General features: G+C 43.2%; 12 protein-coding genes. 5 read left to right on the plus strand and 7 right to left on the minus strand.

Annotated elements, in window-relative coordinates; translation table 11 throughout:
• Positions 1 to 5 precede the first annotated feature (5 nt).
• Complete coding sequence (locus tag ACE38W_RS10550; RefSeq protein ID WP_375830683.1) at positions 6 to 1,103, plus strand: mechanosensitive ion channel family protein; 1,098 nt, start codon at positions 6 to 8, stop codon at positions 1,101 to 1,103.
• A gap of 81 nt (positions 1,104 to 1,184) precedes the next feature.
• On the opposite strand, the gene ACE38W_RS10555 is transcribed toward ACE38W_RS10550, so the two are convergent.
• The 3 genes from ACE38W_RS10555 to ACE38W_RS10565 form a co-directional block, all read right to left on the minus strand.
• Positions 1,185 to 1,700 carry a thioredoxin domain-containing protein gene (locus ACE38W_RS10555; RefSeq protein ID WP_375830684.1) on the minus strand — a complete coding sequence of 172 codons (516 nt, stop codon included), beginning with the start codon at positions 1,698 to 1,700 and terminating at the stop codon, positions 1,185 to 1,187.
• Positions 1,701 to 1,711: 11 nt separating this feature from the next.
• Positions 1,712 to 2,236 carry a MerR family transcriptional regulator gene (locus tag ACE38W_RS10560; protein WP_375830686.1) on the minus strand — a complete coding sequence of 175 codons (525 nt, stop codon included), beginning with the start codon at positions 2,234 to 2,236 and terminating at the stop codon, positions 1,712 to 1,714.
• Positions 2,237 to 2,351: 115 nt separating this feature from the next.
• Positions 2,352 to 3,323 (minus strand): M23 family metallopeptidase, encoded by a 972-nt coding sequence (locus ACE38W_RS10565; RefSeq protein WP_375830687.1) that lies wholly within the window; start codon positions 3,321 to 3,323, stop codon positions 2,352 to 2,354.
• Positions 3,324 to 3,676: 353 nt separating this feature from the next.
• Between ACE38W_RS10565 and alaS the strand changes: the two genes are divergently transcribed.
• Positions 3,677 to 6,295 carry an alanine--tRNA ligase gene (alaS, locus tag ACE38W_RS10570; RefSeq protein ID WP_375830689.1) on the plus strand — a complete coding sequence of 873 codons (2,619 nt, stop codon included), beginning with the start codon at positions 3,677 to 3,679 and terminating at the stop codon, positions 6,293 to 6,295.
• A 183-nt stretch (positions 6,296 to 6,478) separates the two neighbouring features.
• Positions 6,479 to 7,522: a PDZ domain-containing protein gene (locus ACE38W_RS10575; protein ID WP_375830691.1), complete on the plus strand. Its 1,044-nt coding sequence runs from the start codon at positions 6,479 to 6,481 to the stop codon at positions 7,520 to 7,522.
• Between the two features lie 57 nt (positions 7,523 to 7,579).
• Here the strand turns inward: ACE38W_RS10575 and ACE38W_RS10580 are convergent, their stop codons facing one another.
• The gene (locus ACE38W_RS10580) at positions 7,580 to 8,962 is read right to left on the minus strand and encodes an aldehyde dehydrogenase (RefSeq protein ID WP_375830692.1); all 1,383 of its coding nucleotides are present in this window, start codon (positions 8,960 to 8,962) and stop codon (positions 7,580 to 7,582) included.
• A 163-nt stretch (positions 8,963 to 9,125) separates the two neighbouring features.
• Between ACE38W_RS10580 and gatB the strand changes: the two genes are divergently transcribed.
• On the plus strand, positions 9,126 to 10,571 hold the full coding sequence (gatB, locus tag ACE38W_RS10585; RefSeq protein ID WP_375830693.1) for an Asp-tRNA(Asn)/Glu-tRNA(Gln) amidotransferase subunit GatB: 1,446 nt from the start codon (positions 9,126 to 9,128) through the stop codon (positions 10,569 to 10,571).
• A gap of 65 nt (positions 10,572 to 10,636) precedes the next feature.
• Entirely contained in the window at positions 10,637 to 11,803 is a 1,167-nt protein-coding gene (locus ACE38W_RS10590; protein WP_375830694.1) for a redoxin domain-containing protein, read from the plus strand.
• Positions 11,804 to 11,887: 84 nt separating this feature from the next.
• On the opposite strand, the gene ACE38W_RS10595 is transcribed toward ACE38W_RS10590, so the two are convergent.
• The 3 genes from ACE38W_RS10595 to ACE38W_RS10605 form a co-directional block, all read right to left on the minus strand.
• A complete protein-coding gene (locus tag ACE38W_RS10595; protein WP_375830696.1) occupies positions 11,888 to 13,378 on the minus strand; it encodes a RagB/SusD family nutrient uptake outer membrane protein in 1,491 nt (496 codons plus the stop codon).
• A gap of 11 nt (positions 13,379 to 13,389) precedes the next feature.
• The gene (locus ACE38W_RS10600) at positions 13,390 to 16,563 is read right to left on the minus strand and encodes a SusC/RagA family TonB-linked outer membrane protein (protein WP_375830698.1); all 3,174 of its coding nucleotides are present in this window, start codon (positions 16,561 to 16,563) and stop codon (positions 13,390 to 13,392) included.
• Positions 16,564 to 17,291: 728 nt separating this feature from the next.
• A complete protein-coding gene (locus ACE38W_RS10605) occupies positions 17,292 to 17,819 on the minus strand; it encodes a hypothetical protein (protein WP_375830700.1) in 528 nt (175 codons plus the stop codon).
• Positions 17,820 to 17,841 lie beyond the last annotated feature (22 nt).

Here is a 17,841-nt window from a genome sequence, read left to right on the forward strand (position 1 = left end):
GTACAATGAATAAATTTCTGGATACCATTATCCTCGATAATCCGATCAGGGATTATATGATACTGATATTGGTGCTGTTGTTTGTATCTTTTATCAAGCGATTCCTTTCAAAGATAGTAGCAGCGCTACTTTTCAAACTGGTAAAGCATTGGTCGCCGCAGATAGAACAGAAAAGCTTCGTAGAGTTGCTGCTGAAGCCACTTGAATTCTTCTTCCTCCTGGTAACGTTTATGTTTACCATCGACAGGTTTACTTTTCCACGCATTCTGAATGTGCATGTTTATGGTAAGTCAACTCTGCAGAATGTCACTGATACCTTACTGGAACTGGCTTTTACGGCAAGTATCATCTGGATTATCCTCCGTTTGATAGATTTCATAGCCATGGTCTTGGAAAAGAAGGCGGACCTCACACCAGATAAGACTGATAATCAATTTATTATATTTTTCAGAGATTTTTTTAAAGCGATTATACTCATTATGGGTGCCATCGCTTTTATCAGGATACTGTTTGGAGTGGCGTTGGTGGAAAAGATCATTGCGGGTCTTGGAATTGGTGCTGCGGCCCTTGCATTGGCAGCCAAGGAGAGTATTGAGAACCTGATCGGTTCCTTTATGATCTTCTTTGATAAGCCATTCCGTGTAGGCGACACCGTAAAAGTGGATGCTTATACCGGTACGGTAGAAAAAATTGGGCTGAGGAGTACGCGTATCCGCACACAGGAGAAAACCTTTGTGACGGTTCCTAATAAAAAAATGGTGGATAGTATCCTGGATAACCTGACGCTCCGCACCCAACAGCGTGTGAATATGAAACTTGAGTTACCCGCCGACACGCCGGCAGACGGGATACTTGGCGCCGTTCAAGATATCAGGGCAATTCTAAAAGGTAATCAGAGTGTATTACCTGGATTTACCGTCAATCTGCATGATTTTAATAAGGATACGGTAATCATTCAGGTCATTTTCAATACCCTTATAATTGAAGGGCAGCAGTATGCCGCTTTAAGAGAAACTGTTAATCTGGCCATTATGCATATGCTGGAGCAGCGTGGCATCAAACTGCCGGGAAGCAGTACCACAGTAGTTTTGAAACAAGGATAAACACATAGAAATATATAATTGAAAAGGCGGTGTCTACTGGGTAGACACCGCCTTTTCAATTTATAAGTTCAAGCGAGGTAGTTATTCGCTTTTGGTATCGCCTTTGTCAGATTTGCTGCTTTTAAGCAGGATGCGTGACAGGTCGGCTTCTACGGACTCTTTAGGAGCGCCTACGATGCGGCCTTCTTCTTTACCATCTCTGAAAACGATGATGGTAGGAACTTTCTTCACTTTGTAATCAACAGGAGCATCTGTCTGCATTTTTTGATCAGCACCAAACATCAGCACCTGGTCGTCAGGGCTGCCACCGAGGATCATTACTTTATACAGCTGAGGAACTACTTCTCTGCTGGTCTCGTCCCAGGTACCCACTACCGCTACAAGGTTGAAGCTGGAGCGGTTTGCCTTGATATAATTGAGCATATTATCATTAGGTTGATAATCGTTTACTCCTTTATAGAACCAGGTATAATCGCTACCATTCATGAGCGTCTTCATGTCAATTTTGCCCTTCAGGACTTTATCGCTGTTGGACTGTGCCCATGTCAGTGAGGAGAACAGGAGGCCACCACCTAATAGTAACATTTTTAATCGCATAACCTTGTTTTTTATAATTGATCTTTCAGTTCGGTTAAAAAACCTCTAACCTTTAGCAAAGCTTGTACCATTTCGAAATTGCGTGCTGCCAGCTTACGGTCTTCTTTCAGCTTTTGCTTAGCACCTTCGATAGTATATTTTCTTTCGCGTAAGAGATGATAAATGAGTTTCAGGGAGTGGATATCTTCCTGGCGAAAGAGACGGTCGCCTTTGCGGTTCTTTTTGGGCTGGAGGATATCGAACTCGTTTTCCCAATAGCGTATCAGCGAAGTATTCACCTTAAACATGGTAGCTACTTCACTGATAGAATAATATTGTTTATCCAATGCCAGTTTATCCAATTCCATAATCAGATCCGGGTCTTCGGAGAATTCTTTCAATGATTTACGTCCGCGTTTTTTACCAATTTGCGGTGGTGCAGAAGGGGCAGCCGCCTTAACCTTCGCCTTTACATTCGCTTTTATCTTCCGGCTTACCGTTTCCGCCGTTGGCAGAGAAGAAGTACTTGCTGTTGAAAAGAGGTCTAACTGGTGCATGGCAGTAAAAAACACGTTGAAAAATATCTTTTACAAGCATGAATTTAGCCAATTTCCTTCAGCTTTCGTTGATTTCCCTTTAATTAACAATCATATTATAACCAATCCTGATGCCTTAGTCGAACGACTGGTTACCAGATCTGGCCATTTTAACCATGGCTTCAAATTGTTCGGCGGTAAGGTCACTAAAGAAGAAGTATACCGGGTCTACTTTTTCACCATTTTTGATTACCTCATAGTGGCAGTGAGGGCCTGTAGATTTACCGGTGCTGCCTACCCATCCGAGTACATCACCGCGTTTCACGGCCATACCAGCCTTTACTTTCATGCGGAGCATGTGGCCATACAAGGTTTTATAACCATATCCATGTCGTACCACTACGTGATTGCCATAGCCCACATCACTGAGACTTGCTTCTTCCACAACACCGTTACCGGTAGCATAGATAGGCGTACCGCTTGGCGCCGCGAAATCGAGGCCTGAGTGATATTTCATCATTTTATAGATCGGATCAATCCTATATCCGAAACCGGATGCGATATGTTTAAGATCTTTATTGGATACAGGTTGGATGGCAGGAATAGATGCCAGCATTTCCTGTTTATTTTTTACCAGTTTATCGATTTCGTCGAAGGATTGCTCCTGACTTTTCATGCGGTTGGTAATTTCTTTCAGCAACACCGTTGTAGAAGCGATGATTTCGCTGCTGGCAAAAGATTGCAGTTGTGCAGCCTCTTCGTCTTGAGTGACTTTGCCCATACGAGTGCTGTCCGGGATTGGATTGGCTTCAAAAATGACACGATAAATTTCATTATCGCGATCTTCCAGCTCAGTAAGCTTACCCTTCACTTCCTTCATGCGGCCTTGTAAAGCCTCATATTTCTCCTTCATCCCGTCCAGATCGCGCTGTAATAGCTTTTCTTTAGGGGATGCGAAGAAGCGGTACGCAAATGACAGGAATATAGCACCGGTAACGATAGCCGCCGATACAAAACCAAGAATACGTAGCACTTTCACCCGTAGTGAAACTACGAGCTTCTCATATTTTAAAGTTTGGGTGTTGTAGAAATATTTTACCTTCTTCATTGCACCTATGGCATACTTTGAGCGCCATAGCTAACGCGCTATGGCAGCAGATTTACTTGGCGTGAGTTCAAACGGATGAATAGAATTGGCATATTTTAGGTGCCGCCCCTTAACTTTTTTGCCGGTAAGACCATCCTATTTTGAATAATCCTACAGGTTTCAATATTTTTGCACTCCCTGTAACTCGGCGGGAAAATAAGGCGCACAAACCTAATGTAATTAGATTAAAACATCAACCTTTTGAATGTCAATTTTCTAACTACTTCATAATGGGTTGAAACACAGATATAAGTCTCGGACCGATACCTACAGCAATAAGTTATAAATAATATATTAATTCGCATCAATATTTTATGACAGCATCTGAAATACGACAGCAATTCCTGGACTTTTTTGCGTCAAAAGGGCATGTAATCGTGCCTTCTGCTCCAATCGTAGTGAAAAATGACCCTACCCTCATGTTCACTAACGCAGGTATGAACCAGTTTAAAGACTATTTCCTGGGCAACAAAGTACCCGCGGCCACCAGAGTAGCAGATACGCAGAAGTGCCTCCGTGTAAGCGGTAAGCACAACGACCTGGAAGAAGTAGGTATCGATACCTACCACCATACCATGTTTGAGATGCTCGGTAACTGGAGCTTCGGCGATTATTTCAAAAAAGAAGCCATCGCCTGGAGTTGGGAACTACTGACTGAAGTTTACAAGATCCCAGTAGATCGTTTATACGTTACCGTTTTTGAAGGTGATGCGAAAGAAAACCTGCCTAAAGACCAGGAAGCTTACGATTTTTGGAAAGAACATATCGCGGAAGATCGCATCCTCCTCGGAAATAAGAAAGATAACTTCTGGGAAATGGGAGACACTGGTCCTTGTGGCCCATGCTCCGAAATTCACGTAGACTGCCGTCCGGACAATGAAAGACAGGCAGTAAACGGTAAAACCCTTGTCAACAACGACCACCCTCAGGTGATCGAGATCTGGAACAACGTATTCATGCAGTTCAACCGCCAGAAAGATAAATCCCTGGTGCCATTGCCTGCAAAACACGTTGATACCGGCATGGGCCTCGAACGTCTTGTTCGTGTACTGCAAAATAAAACATCTAACTACGATACCGATCTTTTCATGGGTACAATCCATACCGTTGAAAAGCTTACTGGTAACACCTATAAAGGTACCGACGCCAAAAATGATGTGGCATTCCGCGTTATCGCTGATCACATCCGTGCCATCTCCTTCACCATTGCTGATGGTCAGCTGCCTTCCAACACCGGCGCAGGTTACGTAATTCGTCGTATCCTCCGCAGAGCTGTACGCTACTACTTCTCCTTCCTGGAAGTACGCAAACCACTGCTTCATGAGCTGGTACCCGTACTTGCAGCACAGTTCTCCCATGTTTTCCCTGAACTGGAACAACAGGTAGATTTTGTAAAGAGGATAGTATTTGAAGAAGAAAATAACTTCCTCCGTACACTGGAAAGTGGTATCCGCCGTATAGATGAATTTATGAAGCAAGCTTCAGGTAAGATGATCGACGGCCAAACAGCCTTCGAATTATACGATACCTATGGCTTCCCATATGACCTCACTTCCCTGATCGCTATCGAAAATGGATTTGATGTTGATAAAATCGGCTTCGATGCCGCACTGGAACAACAGAAAGAACGCTCCCGCGCCGCAACCGCTCTGGATACCGGCGATTGGGTAGTACTCGACGAAACGCCCGATGTAGTTTTTATCGGTTACGAAAACCTGGAATCTCATACCAAACTGTTGAAATACCGTACCGTTAACGCGAAAGGTAAAGAACAATTCCAGCTGGTACTGAGCAAAACGCCATTCTATGCTGAATCCGGCGGACAGGTAGGCGATACCGGTATCTTATACTTCGATGAAGAAATCATCCATGTAACAGATACCAAAAAAGAAAATAACCTGATCATTCACTTCGCTGATAAACTGCCGGCTAAGCCGCAAGCTAGCGTGAAAGCGGTTGTAGCTAAAGAAAAACGTCAAAATATTGCACGTCATCACTCTGCTACGCACCTCCTGCACGCCGCCCTGCGCCAGGTACTGGGTACACACGTTGCCCAGAAAGGCTCTTTAGTGAATGCTGAACAACTCCGCTTCGACTTCTCTCACTTTGCTAAAGTTACCGACGAAGAACTGGCACAGATCGAGCAGATTGTAAATGATAAGATCCAGGCCAATATACCTGTGGTGATTAAAGAATTACCTAAGGAAGAAGCCCTGCAATTAGGCGCCATGGCTCTCTTCGGTGAAAAGTACGGAGATGTGGTGCGCGTGGTAATCATGGACCCACAATACAGCGTAGAGCTTTGTGGTGGTACTCATGTTGGATCTACCGGCGAACTCGGCCTCTTCAAATTTGTATCTGAAGGCGCTGTTGCTGCAGGTGTACGCCGTGTGGAAGCCGTAACAGGTAACCAGGCTATTAACTTCGTAAACGTACAGCTCCAACAGCTGAAAGAAGTGAAAGCTGCACTGAAGAATCCAAAAGAAATAGTGAAAGCTGCGGAAACCCTGGTACAGGATAAAGCCGCACTGGAAAAACAAGTGGAAGCACTGGAACTCGAAAAAGTACGCCAACTGGGCGCTGAACTCCGCACAGAGGCACAACAGATCAATGGTATCAACTTTTTGGGCAAAGTGGTGAACGTTAGCAATGCAGAAGGACTAAAACAACTGTCCATGCAGTTGAAAACCGAAATCCCTGATCACGTTTTGGTATTTGCAGCCAACATTGGAGGAAAAGCCAGTGTAGCCCTCTCTATCGACGAGAAACTCGTAGCAGAGAAAGGTTGGGAAGCACCTAAACTGATTAAAGAACATGTAGCACCACTCATCAAAGGTGGTGGCGGCGGACAAAAATCCTTCGCAACTGCTGGTGGCCAGGAAACTGACAAACTTGATCAGGTAGTAGCTGCTATCAAAAAGATCATCGGTTAATATCTACCTAAAACATTAACATTCAATAAAAAGGTCAGGTCTCTCTTACAAGGGACCTGACCTTTTCTTATTATGTTCTCCCCAATATTGAAATTAAATTTTAAAATCCCGTTCGTCGGTTTTAACTTTTCCTTGTTTTCTACGGTCATTAAATTTGTTCAGTAAAATAAAAAAGATCAATATATGAGCAAGTTACTGCAAACGCTTTCTATTGCAGGTTTTACCTGCTTCAGCCTTCTGACTAAGCAGGTCCATGCCCAACAATCCAAGGATAAACTAGGAGAGTTTGATGAACTTATCATCAAAAGAAAAAGTAATCAAGACGGTAAAGTAACCGTGGAAATCAAGAATGGTGAAATCTTCGTGGATGGTAAAAAGATAGATCAGTACACTAATCCAGACATTTCTGTTTCACATAGAAGAATTACGCCATTGGACGGAAATACCGTGGAACTTAGTGATATGTCCGGAATGCCAGGCTTCAATTTCTTTAACGATGATGACGGTGATGACAACAGTGAAGCTCCTTCTATGAACATCAAGCCCAATAAAGCTTTGCTGGGAGTCATGACGGAAAAATCTGAGGCTACAGGCGTTACTGTTAAAACGGTTTCTCCTGGTACGCCAGCCGAAAAAGCAGGGATCAAAACTGGTGATATTATTACCAAGGTAGATGATAAAAAGATCGCTGAGCCTAAGGACTTGTACGAAACCATTGGTGGCTACAAACCTGGAGACAAAATCACGGTAACGTATACACGTAATAAGAAAGAAACAAAGGCGAATGTCACCCTAGACGAGCGCAAGAACGATGGCAACAGCATTTTCTTATCGCCTCCATCTTCCGACCGCAGTAACAGGGACTTTTATAACTTCAGAGGACCTCGTTTTGGGCAAGGCTTTGGTCAGGGATTCGGTGATGATAGTTGGGCGCCTCGTGGTGCTAACAATGTTCGTTTAGGCTTGCAAGTAGAAGATACTGAAAATGGCGACGGTGCAAAAGTAACTAACATCGATGAAGGATCAGCCGCTGAAAAGGCAGGTTTCAAAATGGACGATATTGTAACCGAAGTCGCAGGCTCATCGGTAAAATCAGCCAGGGATATGGCCTCCGCTTATCGTAGCAATCTACAGAAATCTACTATAACGGCTAAGGTTATACGTAATGGTGCCACACAAAACCTTGAAATAAAGGTGCCAAAACGAATCAATAAAGTGAATTTGTAATCATCTTCATAAAGCAAAATAAAAAAACGGTCTCTACTGATGAGTAGAGACCATTTTTTATTTCATTATTTTTTTGAGCAGATTCAGCTTATTTTTAAACGGAGGGTATTTTACCGGCACATCAAGCCAGGTGCCCGTTTTGAGCATTCCTTTCGGATGCGTGAAAGTATCGAAACTATACTTCCCGTGATACTGTCCCATACCACTATAGCCTGTTCCCCCAAAAGGCAACTCGGGATTGGTGAGGTGTACCAGTGCATTATTGACACAACCACCGCCAAAGCGCACTTGCTCTATCAGCGCTCGTTCTGTTTTCTTGCTCTTGGTAAATATGTATAACGACAGCGGATATGGCAATTTCTTAATCGCCTGAATAGCATGCTGAAGATCTGAATAGGTAAGCACAGGCAGTACCGGCCCAAAAATTTCATCCTGCATGACAGGGTCATCCCATTCTACGTCTGTTAGCAGTGTAGGAGCGATATAACGTTGGGTTTTATCTGTTTGTCCGCCATGGACTACATGTCCATCGCTGAGGTAAGCCGCCACTACATCAAAACGTTTATCATTGATCATCCTTGCATAAGAAACACTCTGTAAAGGATCTTCTCCAAAAAATTCAACAATTGCATTTTTTAAAGCTGTTATCAGTTCATCTTTTACATTTTGATGCACCAGGAGATAATCGGGCGCAACACAAGTCTGTCCAGCATTCCAGAATTTAGCCCAAACAATACGTTTAGCCGCTACCGTTATATTTACTTTTTCATCAACTACACAGGGGGATTTCCCTCCCAATTCTAAAGTAACAGGCGTCAGATGGGGAACAGCCATTTCCATGATCTTTTTGCCCACAGGAATGCTTCCGGTGAAGAACACGTGATCGAAACGGAAAGACATCAGCATTGGTATTACCTGCCCTCCATCGCCTTCTACTACGGCGATATATGTAGGATCAAAGGTTTCTTTTATCAGGGTAGTGATGATGGCAGAAGTGGCTGGCGCTAATTCTGAAGGCTTCAGTATAGCACAGTTTCCGCCGGCGATGGCGCCCAGCAAAGGACTGATTTGCAGCATAAAAGGGTAGTTCCATGGTGCAATAATGAGAGTGAGGCCAAGCGGCTGGCGGTAAATACGGCTGCTGCTGGGATAGGTAACCAGGGGAGAGCTAACTACCTGTGGTTCCATCCAGGCTTTGAGGCCTTCAAGGATATAATCGATTTCCTCGTATAAAAATCCTACCTCACTGGAGTAGGCTTCCATGGCATGTTTATGTAAATCCTGATGCAAGGCCTCCAGGATACGGGTTTCATATTGCTGAATGGCTTTTTTCAGGCGCTTTAACTGGGTCTTCCTGAAGTTATAGGCAAGCGTCGCTCCAGAGTCGAAATATGCTTTTTGACCCTCGTAAAGTTTGGCTGCCTGGGCATTACTAATCATAGGGAAGATTTTTTAGATATTAATGTAACCGAATTTAGCATTTTCCGGTCATGATTTTGCCCGAAATCCCAGCATTATTTAAATATATTTGCGTCTATCAGCAAGCAATTTTAGTGGTGATTTGCTTTCGATCTTATTTTATTGATTATTTAAACGTCACCTCTTGGATTACAGTAAATACGAAACCGTGATTGGGCTTGAAGTTCATGCCCAGCTGCTGACGGAAAGCAAACTATTCTGCAGCGACAGCGCCTCTTTTGGAGGAGCTCCCAATACACATATCAGTCCTATTACCCTGGCACATCCGGGTACCCTGCCCCGCATGAACCGTAAGGCAGCCGAATATGCTATCAAACTGGGACTGGCTTGTCATTGTGAGATCGTAAAAGAAAACTACTTCGCCCGTAAGAACTATTTCTACCCCGACCTCCCTAAAGGATATCAGGTTTCTCAACATACTGCACCTATTTGTAATGGCGGATATGTTCGTATACAAACAGAAGCAGGTAGCAGAGATGTTAAATTGAACCGTATCCACCTGGAAGAAGACGCGGGCAAACTGCTGCACGACCAGGACCCTTCAAATAGTTATGTGGATTATAACCGTGCGGGTGTGCCCTTGGTAGAAATCGTGAGTGAGCCGGATATGCATACCAGTGATGAGGCTTATGCCTACCTTACTGAGCTTCGCAGACTTGTTCGTTTCCTGGGTGTGTGCGATGGTAATATGGAAGAAGGTAGCATGCGATGCGATGCCAATATATCCATTCGCCTGAAAGGTGCTACCACACTGGGTACCAAGGTTGAAGTAAAAAATATGAACTCCATCCGTAACGTGAAAAAAGCCATCGATGCGGAAGTGAAAAGACAGATAGAACTAGTAGAAAGCGGAGGTACGCTGATACAGGAAACGCGCAGCTTTGATGCAGCAACGGGGTCTTCTTTTTCCATGCGTTCCAAAGAAGAAGCAAATGACTATCGCTATTTCCCGGAGCCCGATCTGGCGCCATTCAAGCTGAGCGATGAATTCATACGAGCCGTTCAGGCTACACTCCCTCCGTTACCGGAGGAGCTGATCCTGAAATATACTACCACATTACAATTGCCAGAATATGATGCCAGGGTAATCTGTGATGATAAATCTACCGCTGATTACTTTGAAGGTTTGATTGCAGTAACGCCATTGCATAAAGCAGCTGCTAACTGGATTATCGGTCCAATAAAATCTTACCTGAACGAAACAGGAACAGACATTGCTGATTTTCCAGTGAAACCCGCGGCAATGGCTGAGCTGATTGCTTTAACCAATAGCGGGAAGGTCAGCTTCTCTGTAGCATCTTCCAAAATATTACCTGAACTGATTCAGCATCCTACGGAGAATCCGTTGGAAATAGCCACCAGACTAAATCTCCTGCAGGACAATAACGCGGATAATATTGCCCCAATTATCGATGAGGTATTGGCGAAGTTCCCTGATAAGGTGGCAGCTTATCGCGGTGGTAAAAAAGGCTTGCTGGCGCTGTTTGTGGGAGAGGTGATGAAAGCATCCAAAGGGAAGGCCGATCCTCGCCTTACAAATGAATTATTAACCGAAAAACTCAAAGGTTAAGCGTTTATCCGCTATTTTGGTATAACTTAACAGTTTAGCGGAAACGAGATATAAAAAACGATTGCATGAAAAAATACTTTTTAGGGTTGTCTGTGGCTGCATTTCTCGCAGGATGTGCCGGGCAACAACAGGAAAAAGGGGAGTTCAAGATTGATGGTCATTTTAAAAATATGCCATTAGGATCTGTTGTACTGGAAGAACTTACATTGGATAATGTGAAAGTAGTAGACTCCACTAACATTAAAGATGCGAGTGGCTCCTTTACTTTTAAAGGTATGGTACCTGAACAGGGACTTTATCGTATCCGTTTTACAAACGGTAAATTCATCCTGTTATCTCTTGATGCCGGCGATATGAAGCTGGAAGGAGATTTAGACAACCTGGAAAACATAAAAGTGGATGGTTCTGAGCCTACACAGGAGTTACAACAATTCCTCGCAGATATCAGCAAGCAGTCTGTTAAATTAACAGAAGAAATGCGTCAGCTGGATAGTCTGCATCAGATCAAAACACCTGACAGTATCCTGCAACCTAAAATTCAGGATTTTCAGCGTCGTGAAAAAGAGTTTGAAACCAGTTTCTTCATCACTGCCGATAAAACTAAATACCCAGCCAATGCGGTATTTGCTATCAGCCAGGTAAGAAATGGTCAGGAAATCATTGCTCACAAGCAGGTGCTGACCAATATGGAAAAACGTTTTCCTAAAAACACCCTGGTAAAAAGCATGGTAGACAGAATCAGCCAACTGGAAAAAGGCATGGGTTCTGACAGTACCGGTGCTGCTAATGGTGGAGAAGAAGCCTCTATCGCAGTAAAGGTAAATGAGTCTCCGGCAAACTTCACTTTACCTGATCCATCTGGTAAACAAGTTAGTCTGAGTTCTTTTAGAGGCAAATTTGTACTGGTTGATTTCTGGGCTAGCTGGTGCGGTCCTTGTCGTGGTGAAAATCCTAACGTAGTAAAAGCTTATCAGACTTACAAGGATAAAAACTTTACGGTATTGGGTGTATCACTGGATAAGAGCAAAGATGCATGGGTAGCGGCAATTAAACAAGATGGCCTGAATTGGACACAGGTAAGTGATCTGAAATTCTGGGAATCAGCAGTAGTAAATATGTATGGCATCAATGCGATACCTTCTAACTTCCTGCTGGACCCTCAAGGTAAGGTAATAGGTGTGAACCTGAGAGGCCCTGAATTAGAGGCTAAGTTGAAACAGGTATTGAAATGATCATCTAACTTATAAGCATAAACGAAAAAGGCTGTCTCTATTGAGTAGAGACAGCCTTTTTCGTTTATGCTTATCGATTCACTATTAAAGTGGGTTCTGTTTAATCAAACCACCACCAGCATTGATCTCATCCTGAGGTATGAGCCACTGCCATTGTTTATCGCCAGCCGGGATGCCGGTGATAACGCTGAGCGCGAGGTTGAAGTTAGTACCTGAACGGTCCATTGCTTCATTCTTTCTTTTAAGATCGAAGAAACGGAAACCCTCACCCCAGAGTTCAAATCTACGGTTATCAGATATCTCAGTTCTCAGTGCAGTGCCAGTATTGGTAGATTTAGTGTATGCAGTATTACGTGCAGATACAACAGTGAACAGTGCATTCGCAGCTTGTGCATCCTGGTTCAGCATAGCATAAGCTTCTGCCTGGATATAATACATCTCGGCTAGGCGCATATATACTACGTCACCAACAGAGCTACCTGAAGATTTGGCCAGAAATTTCTGGTTAATATAAGGGAAGCGGGAACCTTTAGGTGGAATTGGAGTTGAAGCCCCAGTTGGATCCCAGAGCTTTGTACGAATGTCAGTTGCTGGGAATTTTTTGTACAACGTTGAATTAATCGCCTTTGGATTTTGACGAATATTCGTAGAGTTGTAGTTAGCAGACATATACGCGAAGAAGCCATTGAATGCTGTGGTCTGGTCATCAACCTGATAGCTACCCCAGATCCATTCAGGATTCTCAACACTATTAAACCCTTGACCGTATTGAATCTGACTCATGAGCGATGTACCTGAACCGGCAATAACTTGACCTGCCAGATCAGCTGCGACTTGCCAATTTTGCTGAGTTAATGCAACACGTGCTTTCAACCCAGTAACAACCATACCATTAAAATGAGATTTCGTGTTACGAGAAGTAGCTGGCAGGTTTGCGAAGGCAGAATCAAGATCCTTATTAACCTGCGTATATACTTCCGCTACAGTTGCACGAGCCTGTGGTTTTGGTGTTGCCTCAGCTTTCAAAGCTAATACAACTCCATCCTGACCATTAGTACCAGCGGCATCATAACGTCCGCCAAACAATTGAACCAGGTTAAAATGTGCCCAGGCGCGATAAGCATATGCCTGACCTTTTATTGCATTTCTTTCAGTAGCATCACCAGGAACTGCATCAATTTTCTGCAGGATCAGGTTGGCGTTACGAATTACTTTGTAATAGAAGGAATAAACAAAACGAAGCTGAGTCGCATTTACGTTGCGGTGCATTGTCCATTGATAGGAAGCATTCCACCAACCATTACCAGCACTGGTCATTACAATATCCTCACCCATCATATCAGCATCAATCATAACAGATGACTGACCAGTTTGGTCCTGTGAATCATAGGCAGAGTACATTGCACGGTGAATACCGTTAATTGCAGCCCATGCGCCTTTCATGTCGTTAAACAAAATATTCTCATCCACATACTCAGTTGGTGTAGTGTCTAAGTAATCCTTTTTGCAACTGGTCAGCAATGCAGAAGATGCAGCTAAACCTATGAATAAAAATTTCTTGAAATTATTTTTCATCATTACAATTTTTAAAGTGTAATATTCAGACCAGCACTAACCACACGAGCAGGCAGGTAACCATTTGATGTTACACCAGTAAATGCCTGAGATGGGTTCATACCTTTACGCGCAGTAATTACGCCCAGGTTCTCACCACTTACAAATACATTTGCACCTTTCAGATGTGCTGTTTCCAGGAAGCTTGCAGGTACAGTATAACCCAGTTTCAGGCTTCTGAAATTCAGGAAAGATGCACTGGTTAACCAACGATCAGAGCTAGCAGCATTGAAGTTGGTCGTCTGACGTTGCTCCATGCGAGGAACATTGGTGATATCACCAGGTTTCTGCCAACGGTTCAGGATATCTGTAGATACCGCACCACCGTAGTTACCAGAGCTCATGAGAGAAGCGTAAGTAGCATCGTAAGTTTTACCACCCAGCTGGAAGGAGATCAGGAATGACAGGCTGAAATTTTTATAGTTGAATGTGTTGTTGATGCTACCAAACAAATCAGGGATAGCGCTACCAGCATAGTGGTAAGCAGCGTTGTTGATATTGGTAGTAACTACATCACCATTTGCCATTGTACGAACACCAGCACCTTTTGGATCAGCTGCAACATACAGCGCAGAACCATCCGCAGGATCAACACCATACCAAGCACGCAGCCAGTAATCATAGATAGATTTACCAACCATCAGTTTCTTAGTACCAGAGATGATTTCAGACTGTGGCAGTTCAGTGATCACGTTTTTAACAGTGCTCAGGTTCAGGTCAGCAGTCCATCCGAAGTTTTTAGCACGGATAACTTCACCTGTCAGCTGAAGTTCGATACCACTGTTACGAACCGCACCAATGTTAACAGTTTTGCTGGCAACACCACCGGATAATGGTAAAGGAATATCAAACAACAGGTTGCTGGAAGCACGACGATAGTATTCCACGCTACCAGTTAAACGATTTTTGAATACTGCGAAGTCAACACCTACATCAAAGCTCTTGTTAGATTCCCATTTCAGGTCTTTGTTAGGCAGTTTGCTGTAGAATACACCTGGTTCGAGCGCATTGTTCCAGCCCAATGCATACAGACCCTGATAACCATAATAGTTCTGAGAACCGTCACTATTCAGAATAACATCATTACCGGCAGTACCATAACTGGAACGCAGTTTCAGCATATTAACCCAAGAAATGCTCTTCATGAAGTTCTCTTTATCTATACGCCAGCCAGCGCCGATAGAACCGAAGTTACCCCATTTGTTAGCTCTTTCCAGACGGGAAGAACCATCACGACGGAATGAGCCAGAGAAGAAGTATTTATCATCGTAACTATAATTAACACGTGAGAAATAACCTTCCATTTTGTGATCTCTTACATAGGAATACAGACCTGTAGTCGTCGTAAAGTTGATCAGCTCATCGTTCCCAGAAACAACCTGGCCTTGGCGTTCGCCATACACCTGGTTGATATTCATGCTATAGTTCTCGTGACCAGCCAGTACATCAAAGCTATGTTTGCCCAATGATTTGGTATAAGTCAGCAATTGGTTAATCGTATAGCTGGTATTTGTATTATCAGTACGTGAACCAAGACCAGCAGGGTTACCATCACCTACCTGTGTATTCCAATATACTTTGGAACGGGTGTTGATCACGTCAACACTCAAGTTAGTTGTGAATTTGAAGTCTTTCAGGAAAGATACCTCAGCATAAGTTCTACCACCCAGAGAGTTTCTTTTGAATGAGTTATCATTCAGGTAGTTTTCTGCAATCCCATGACGACCAGAGAATGCTCCAGCTCCACGAGAAGGCAGACCATATTCGCTCATACCTCCAACATCCCATATTTTATTTCCATTTGCATCCAAAATATATGCACCAGTGTTAGGATCATGGACATGGATTGGATAAATAGGACCAATATTACGAGAGAAGAAGATTGGGTTTACGTAAGAAGTACTGCTGCTAACATCAGTTTGTTTGGAGTTCACGAAGCTTCCTGACAGGTTAACACCGGTTTTGAACCAGTCGTTAGCTCTGTGATTGATGTTCAGACGGCTGCTGATACGGTTGAAATCAGAGTTGATGATGTAACCTTTGTCAGACAGGTAGTTGAGAGAAGCGAAGTAGTCAGTTTTGTCGGTACCACCACTGTAGTTAATACCATACTCACCACGTTGACCTACGCGAGTAGATGCTTTAGACCAATCCAGATCATCACCCCACAGCAGTTTTGCATTAGGGTTCAGTTTACCGTTTACATCAACGATGGCATTGTTTGCAACATTGAATGGATTGTAACCTAATTGATCTTTCACACTGTTTTTACCAGGAACCAGGCCAGAAGCGATTTTGCTTGCAGAGTCGAGGGAGATGGTAGAAGATGTCAGGGAGTTACGATAAGCTTCCCACATCAGTGGATAGTATTCGTAAGCACCTACTCTGTCATATTCAGGAATGCTACGAGAGTTCCAACCTTGAACTGCAGAAACAGACAGTTGACCATGACCTGCTCTACCTTTTTTAGTGGTAATGAGTACCACACCGTTCGCAGCGCGGGCACCGTACAGAGAAGAAGAAGATGCATCTTTCAGTACAGAGAGGCTGGCGATATCAGCAACGTTGATGCTGCTGAGGTTACCGTTGTAAGGCACACCATCCAATACGATCAGTGGATCATTGGAACCGTTTACGGAACCGAAACCACGAATACGGATAGAAGGACCATCACCTGGCTGACCGCTACCAGAGTTAGTTTGGATACCAGGAGCAGCACCATCTAAGGCAGAAGCTACGTTTGAGATTGGTCTTGTCTCAAATTTTTTGGCATCGATTTGTGTGGAAGCACTGGTGTTAGCGCCTTTTTTGGCGGTACCATATGCAACAACCACTAATTCACCTAAAGTTTTGTCATCTGCACCCAGTGCAACAATTAAATTTGTTTTACCAGCAGAAGCCACTTCTTTTGAAGCAAAACCAACACTGGTAAATTCCAGTACAGGATTGCCATTCACGTTGATGGAGAATGCTCCATCAGCACCAGTAACAGTACCAATGCTGCCATTCTTAACTTTCACGGTTACACCAGGTAAAGGTCCGCCGTCTTTTGCGTCGGTTACCTTACCGGTAATCGTTCTGGATTGTGCAAGTGCCTGAAAAACACTTAGGATTGCTAACAATCCAAGGAATAACCCTTTCTTCATAAGCGATCTTGATTAGAAAAATAAAAAGTAAAAAAAGTGGTAGTTGGCTGATTTAGCGCATAGGTATGCCATTAAGCAAGTATGCTTTTATTTTGAACCAAGTACAATAATTATAAATTGTTGAAGCCTCCCCGATGGCTACTGGAATATGGATGCTACATAAGCAAAGCTGTCCTAATTAAACAATTCATCACAAGCAATTAATAATATTTCATTTTGAATCTGCATGCACACTCTATTCATCACAGGTCTTATCATCTGATTACTACAATACAATACTGAATACTCTTCCTGCGCTGATTTTCATCAGAACAAAAAGGGCTTCCTGCAAAAAACATCGCGTTTTCCGATTGGTTACTGTCGTCAATATTGTGGGAAATCTTGTTGGCAAGTGGCTTCCCTCATAAGCAATTTAGATCAATTCTATTCTCTTCATTAGCGTCGAGATACTTCTCAGTTGTATCTCAGAGGATTTATACCTCAAAGTTGTCTAGCAAATATAAAGTAAAGAATATGACATATCCTACTACTTTCGTGTTAAACTTAAAGAAATGTTAACTTTAGAAATGCTTGATATAAGGAAAATATTACTGGGCAATGGTTTAAGCGCTGGATAAATGAGACATTAATATTAAAAATATATCACAGCGGTATTCACTAAATAACAAGAAATAAAAAAAGGGCGGCTCTAAATTAGAGCCGCCCTTTATATTGTTTAGCAACAAATGCTATGGTACCTGGTAGTAGAGTTCTGGATTAGAACCTGGCAGTGAATATGCGTTTTGCGCATATGGAGTGATCGTCTGCATATGTCCATTACTATCGATGTAGTAAGGGAATGCTTTGCTCACTTTACCATCAGGCAAAGTACAATCAGCTCCGATTTCAAGTACTTCTACGTCAGCAGCAGTAACACCGAACAGTTGCAGGATCTGTGCGCCTGTTACTGTTGTGGAAGCTACTGGAAGTGATGTGATACCAGCTGCAATAGTTTTTACATTAGTGTAATCACCATTGATTGCAACAACGATATCTACTTTTGAAGGCTTTAAAGCGTTTGGAAAATAAGATTCCAGCTTAAAAGTAGAAGTAAAGGTTGCAACATTGCTCAGGTCTTCGTCACCTGCTGTTTGTGTAAACTTAGGTAACACTCCATCCTCAATGCCATCCGGCAATTTTGGATTGTCGTTCTTACGGCAGGAACTAAATATGCAGACCGCAAGAAGCATTAATATCAAGGTTACGGATTTCTTCATACTTACTAATTTTTAATGCTTA

Source organism: Chitinophaga sp. Hz27, assembly GCF_042263525.1.
GTDB lineage: Bacteria > Bacteroidota > Bacteroidia > Chitinophagales > Chitinophagaceae > Chitinophaga.

Coding starts and splice junctions, on each gene's coding strand:
- ACE38W_RS10595 (WP_375830696.1), bottom strand. CDS start 13,378: ATGAAAAATAATTTCAAGAAATTTTTATTCATAGGTTTAGCTGCATCT.
- ACE38W_RS10580 (WP_375830692.1), bottom strand. CDS start 8,962: ATGATTAGTAATGCCCAGGCAGCCAAACTTTACGAGGGTCAAAAAGCA.
- ACE38W_RS10555 (WP_375830684.1), bottom strand. CDS start 1,700: ATGCGATTAAAAATGTTACTATTAGGTGGTGGCCTCCTGTTCTCCTCA.
- ACE38W_RS10605 (WP_375830700.1), bottom strand. CDS start 17,819: ATGAAGAAATCCGTAACCTTGATATTAATGCTTCTTGCGGTCTGCATA.
- ACE38W_RS10600 (WP_375830698.1), bottom strand. CDS start 16,563: ATGAAGAAAGGGTTATTCCTTGGATTGTTAGCAATCCTAAGTGTTTTT.
- alaS (WP_375830689.1), top strand. CDS start 3,677: ATGACAGCATCTGAAATACGACAGCAATTCCTGGACTTTTTTGCGTCA.
- ACE38W_RS10575 (WP_375830691.1), top strand. CDS start 6,479: ATGAGCAAGTTACTGCAAACGCTTTCTATTGCAGGTTTTACCTGCTTC.
- ACE38W_RS10560 (WP_375830686.1), bottom strand. CDS start 2,236: ATGCACCAGTTAGACCTCTTTTCAACAGCAAGTACTTCTTCTCTGCCA.
- ACE38W_RS10565 (WP_375830687.1), bottom strand. CDS start 3,323: ATGAAGAAGGTAAAATATTTCTACAACACCCAAACTTTAAAATATGAG.
- ACE38W_RS10590 (WP_375830694.1), top strand. CDS start 10,637: ATGAAAAAATACTTTTTAGGGTTGTCTGTGGCTGCATTTCTCGCAGGA.
- ACE38W_RS10550 (WP_375830683.1), top strand. CDS start 6: ATGAATAAATTTCTGGATACCATTATCCTCGATAATCCGATCAGGGAT.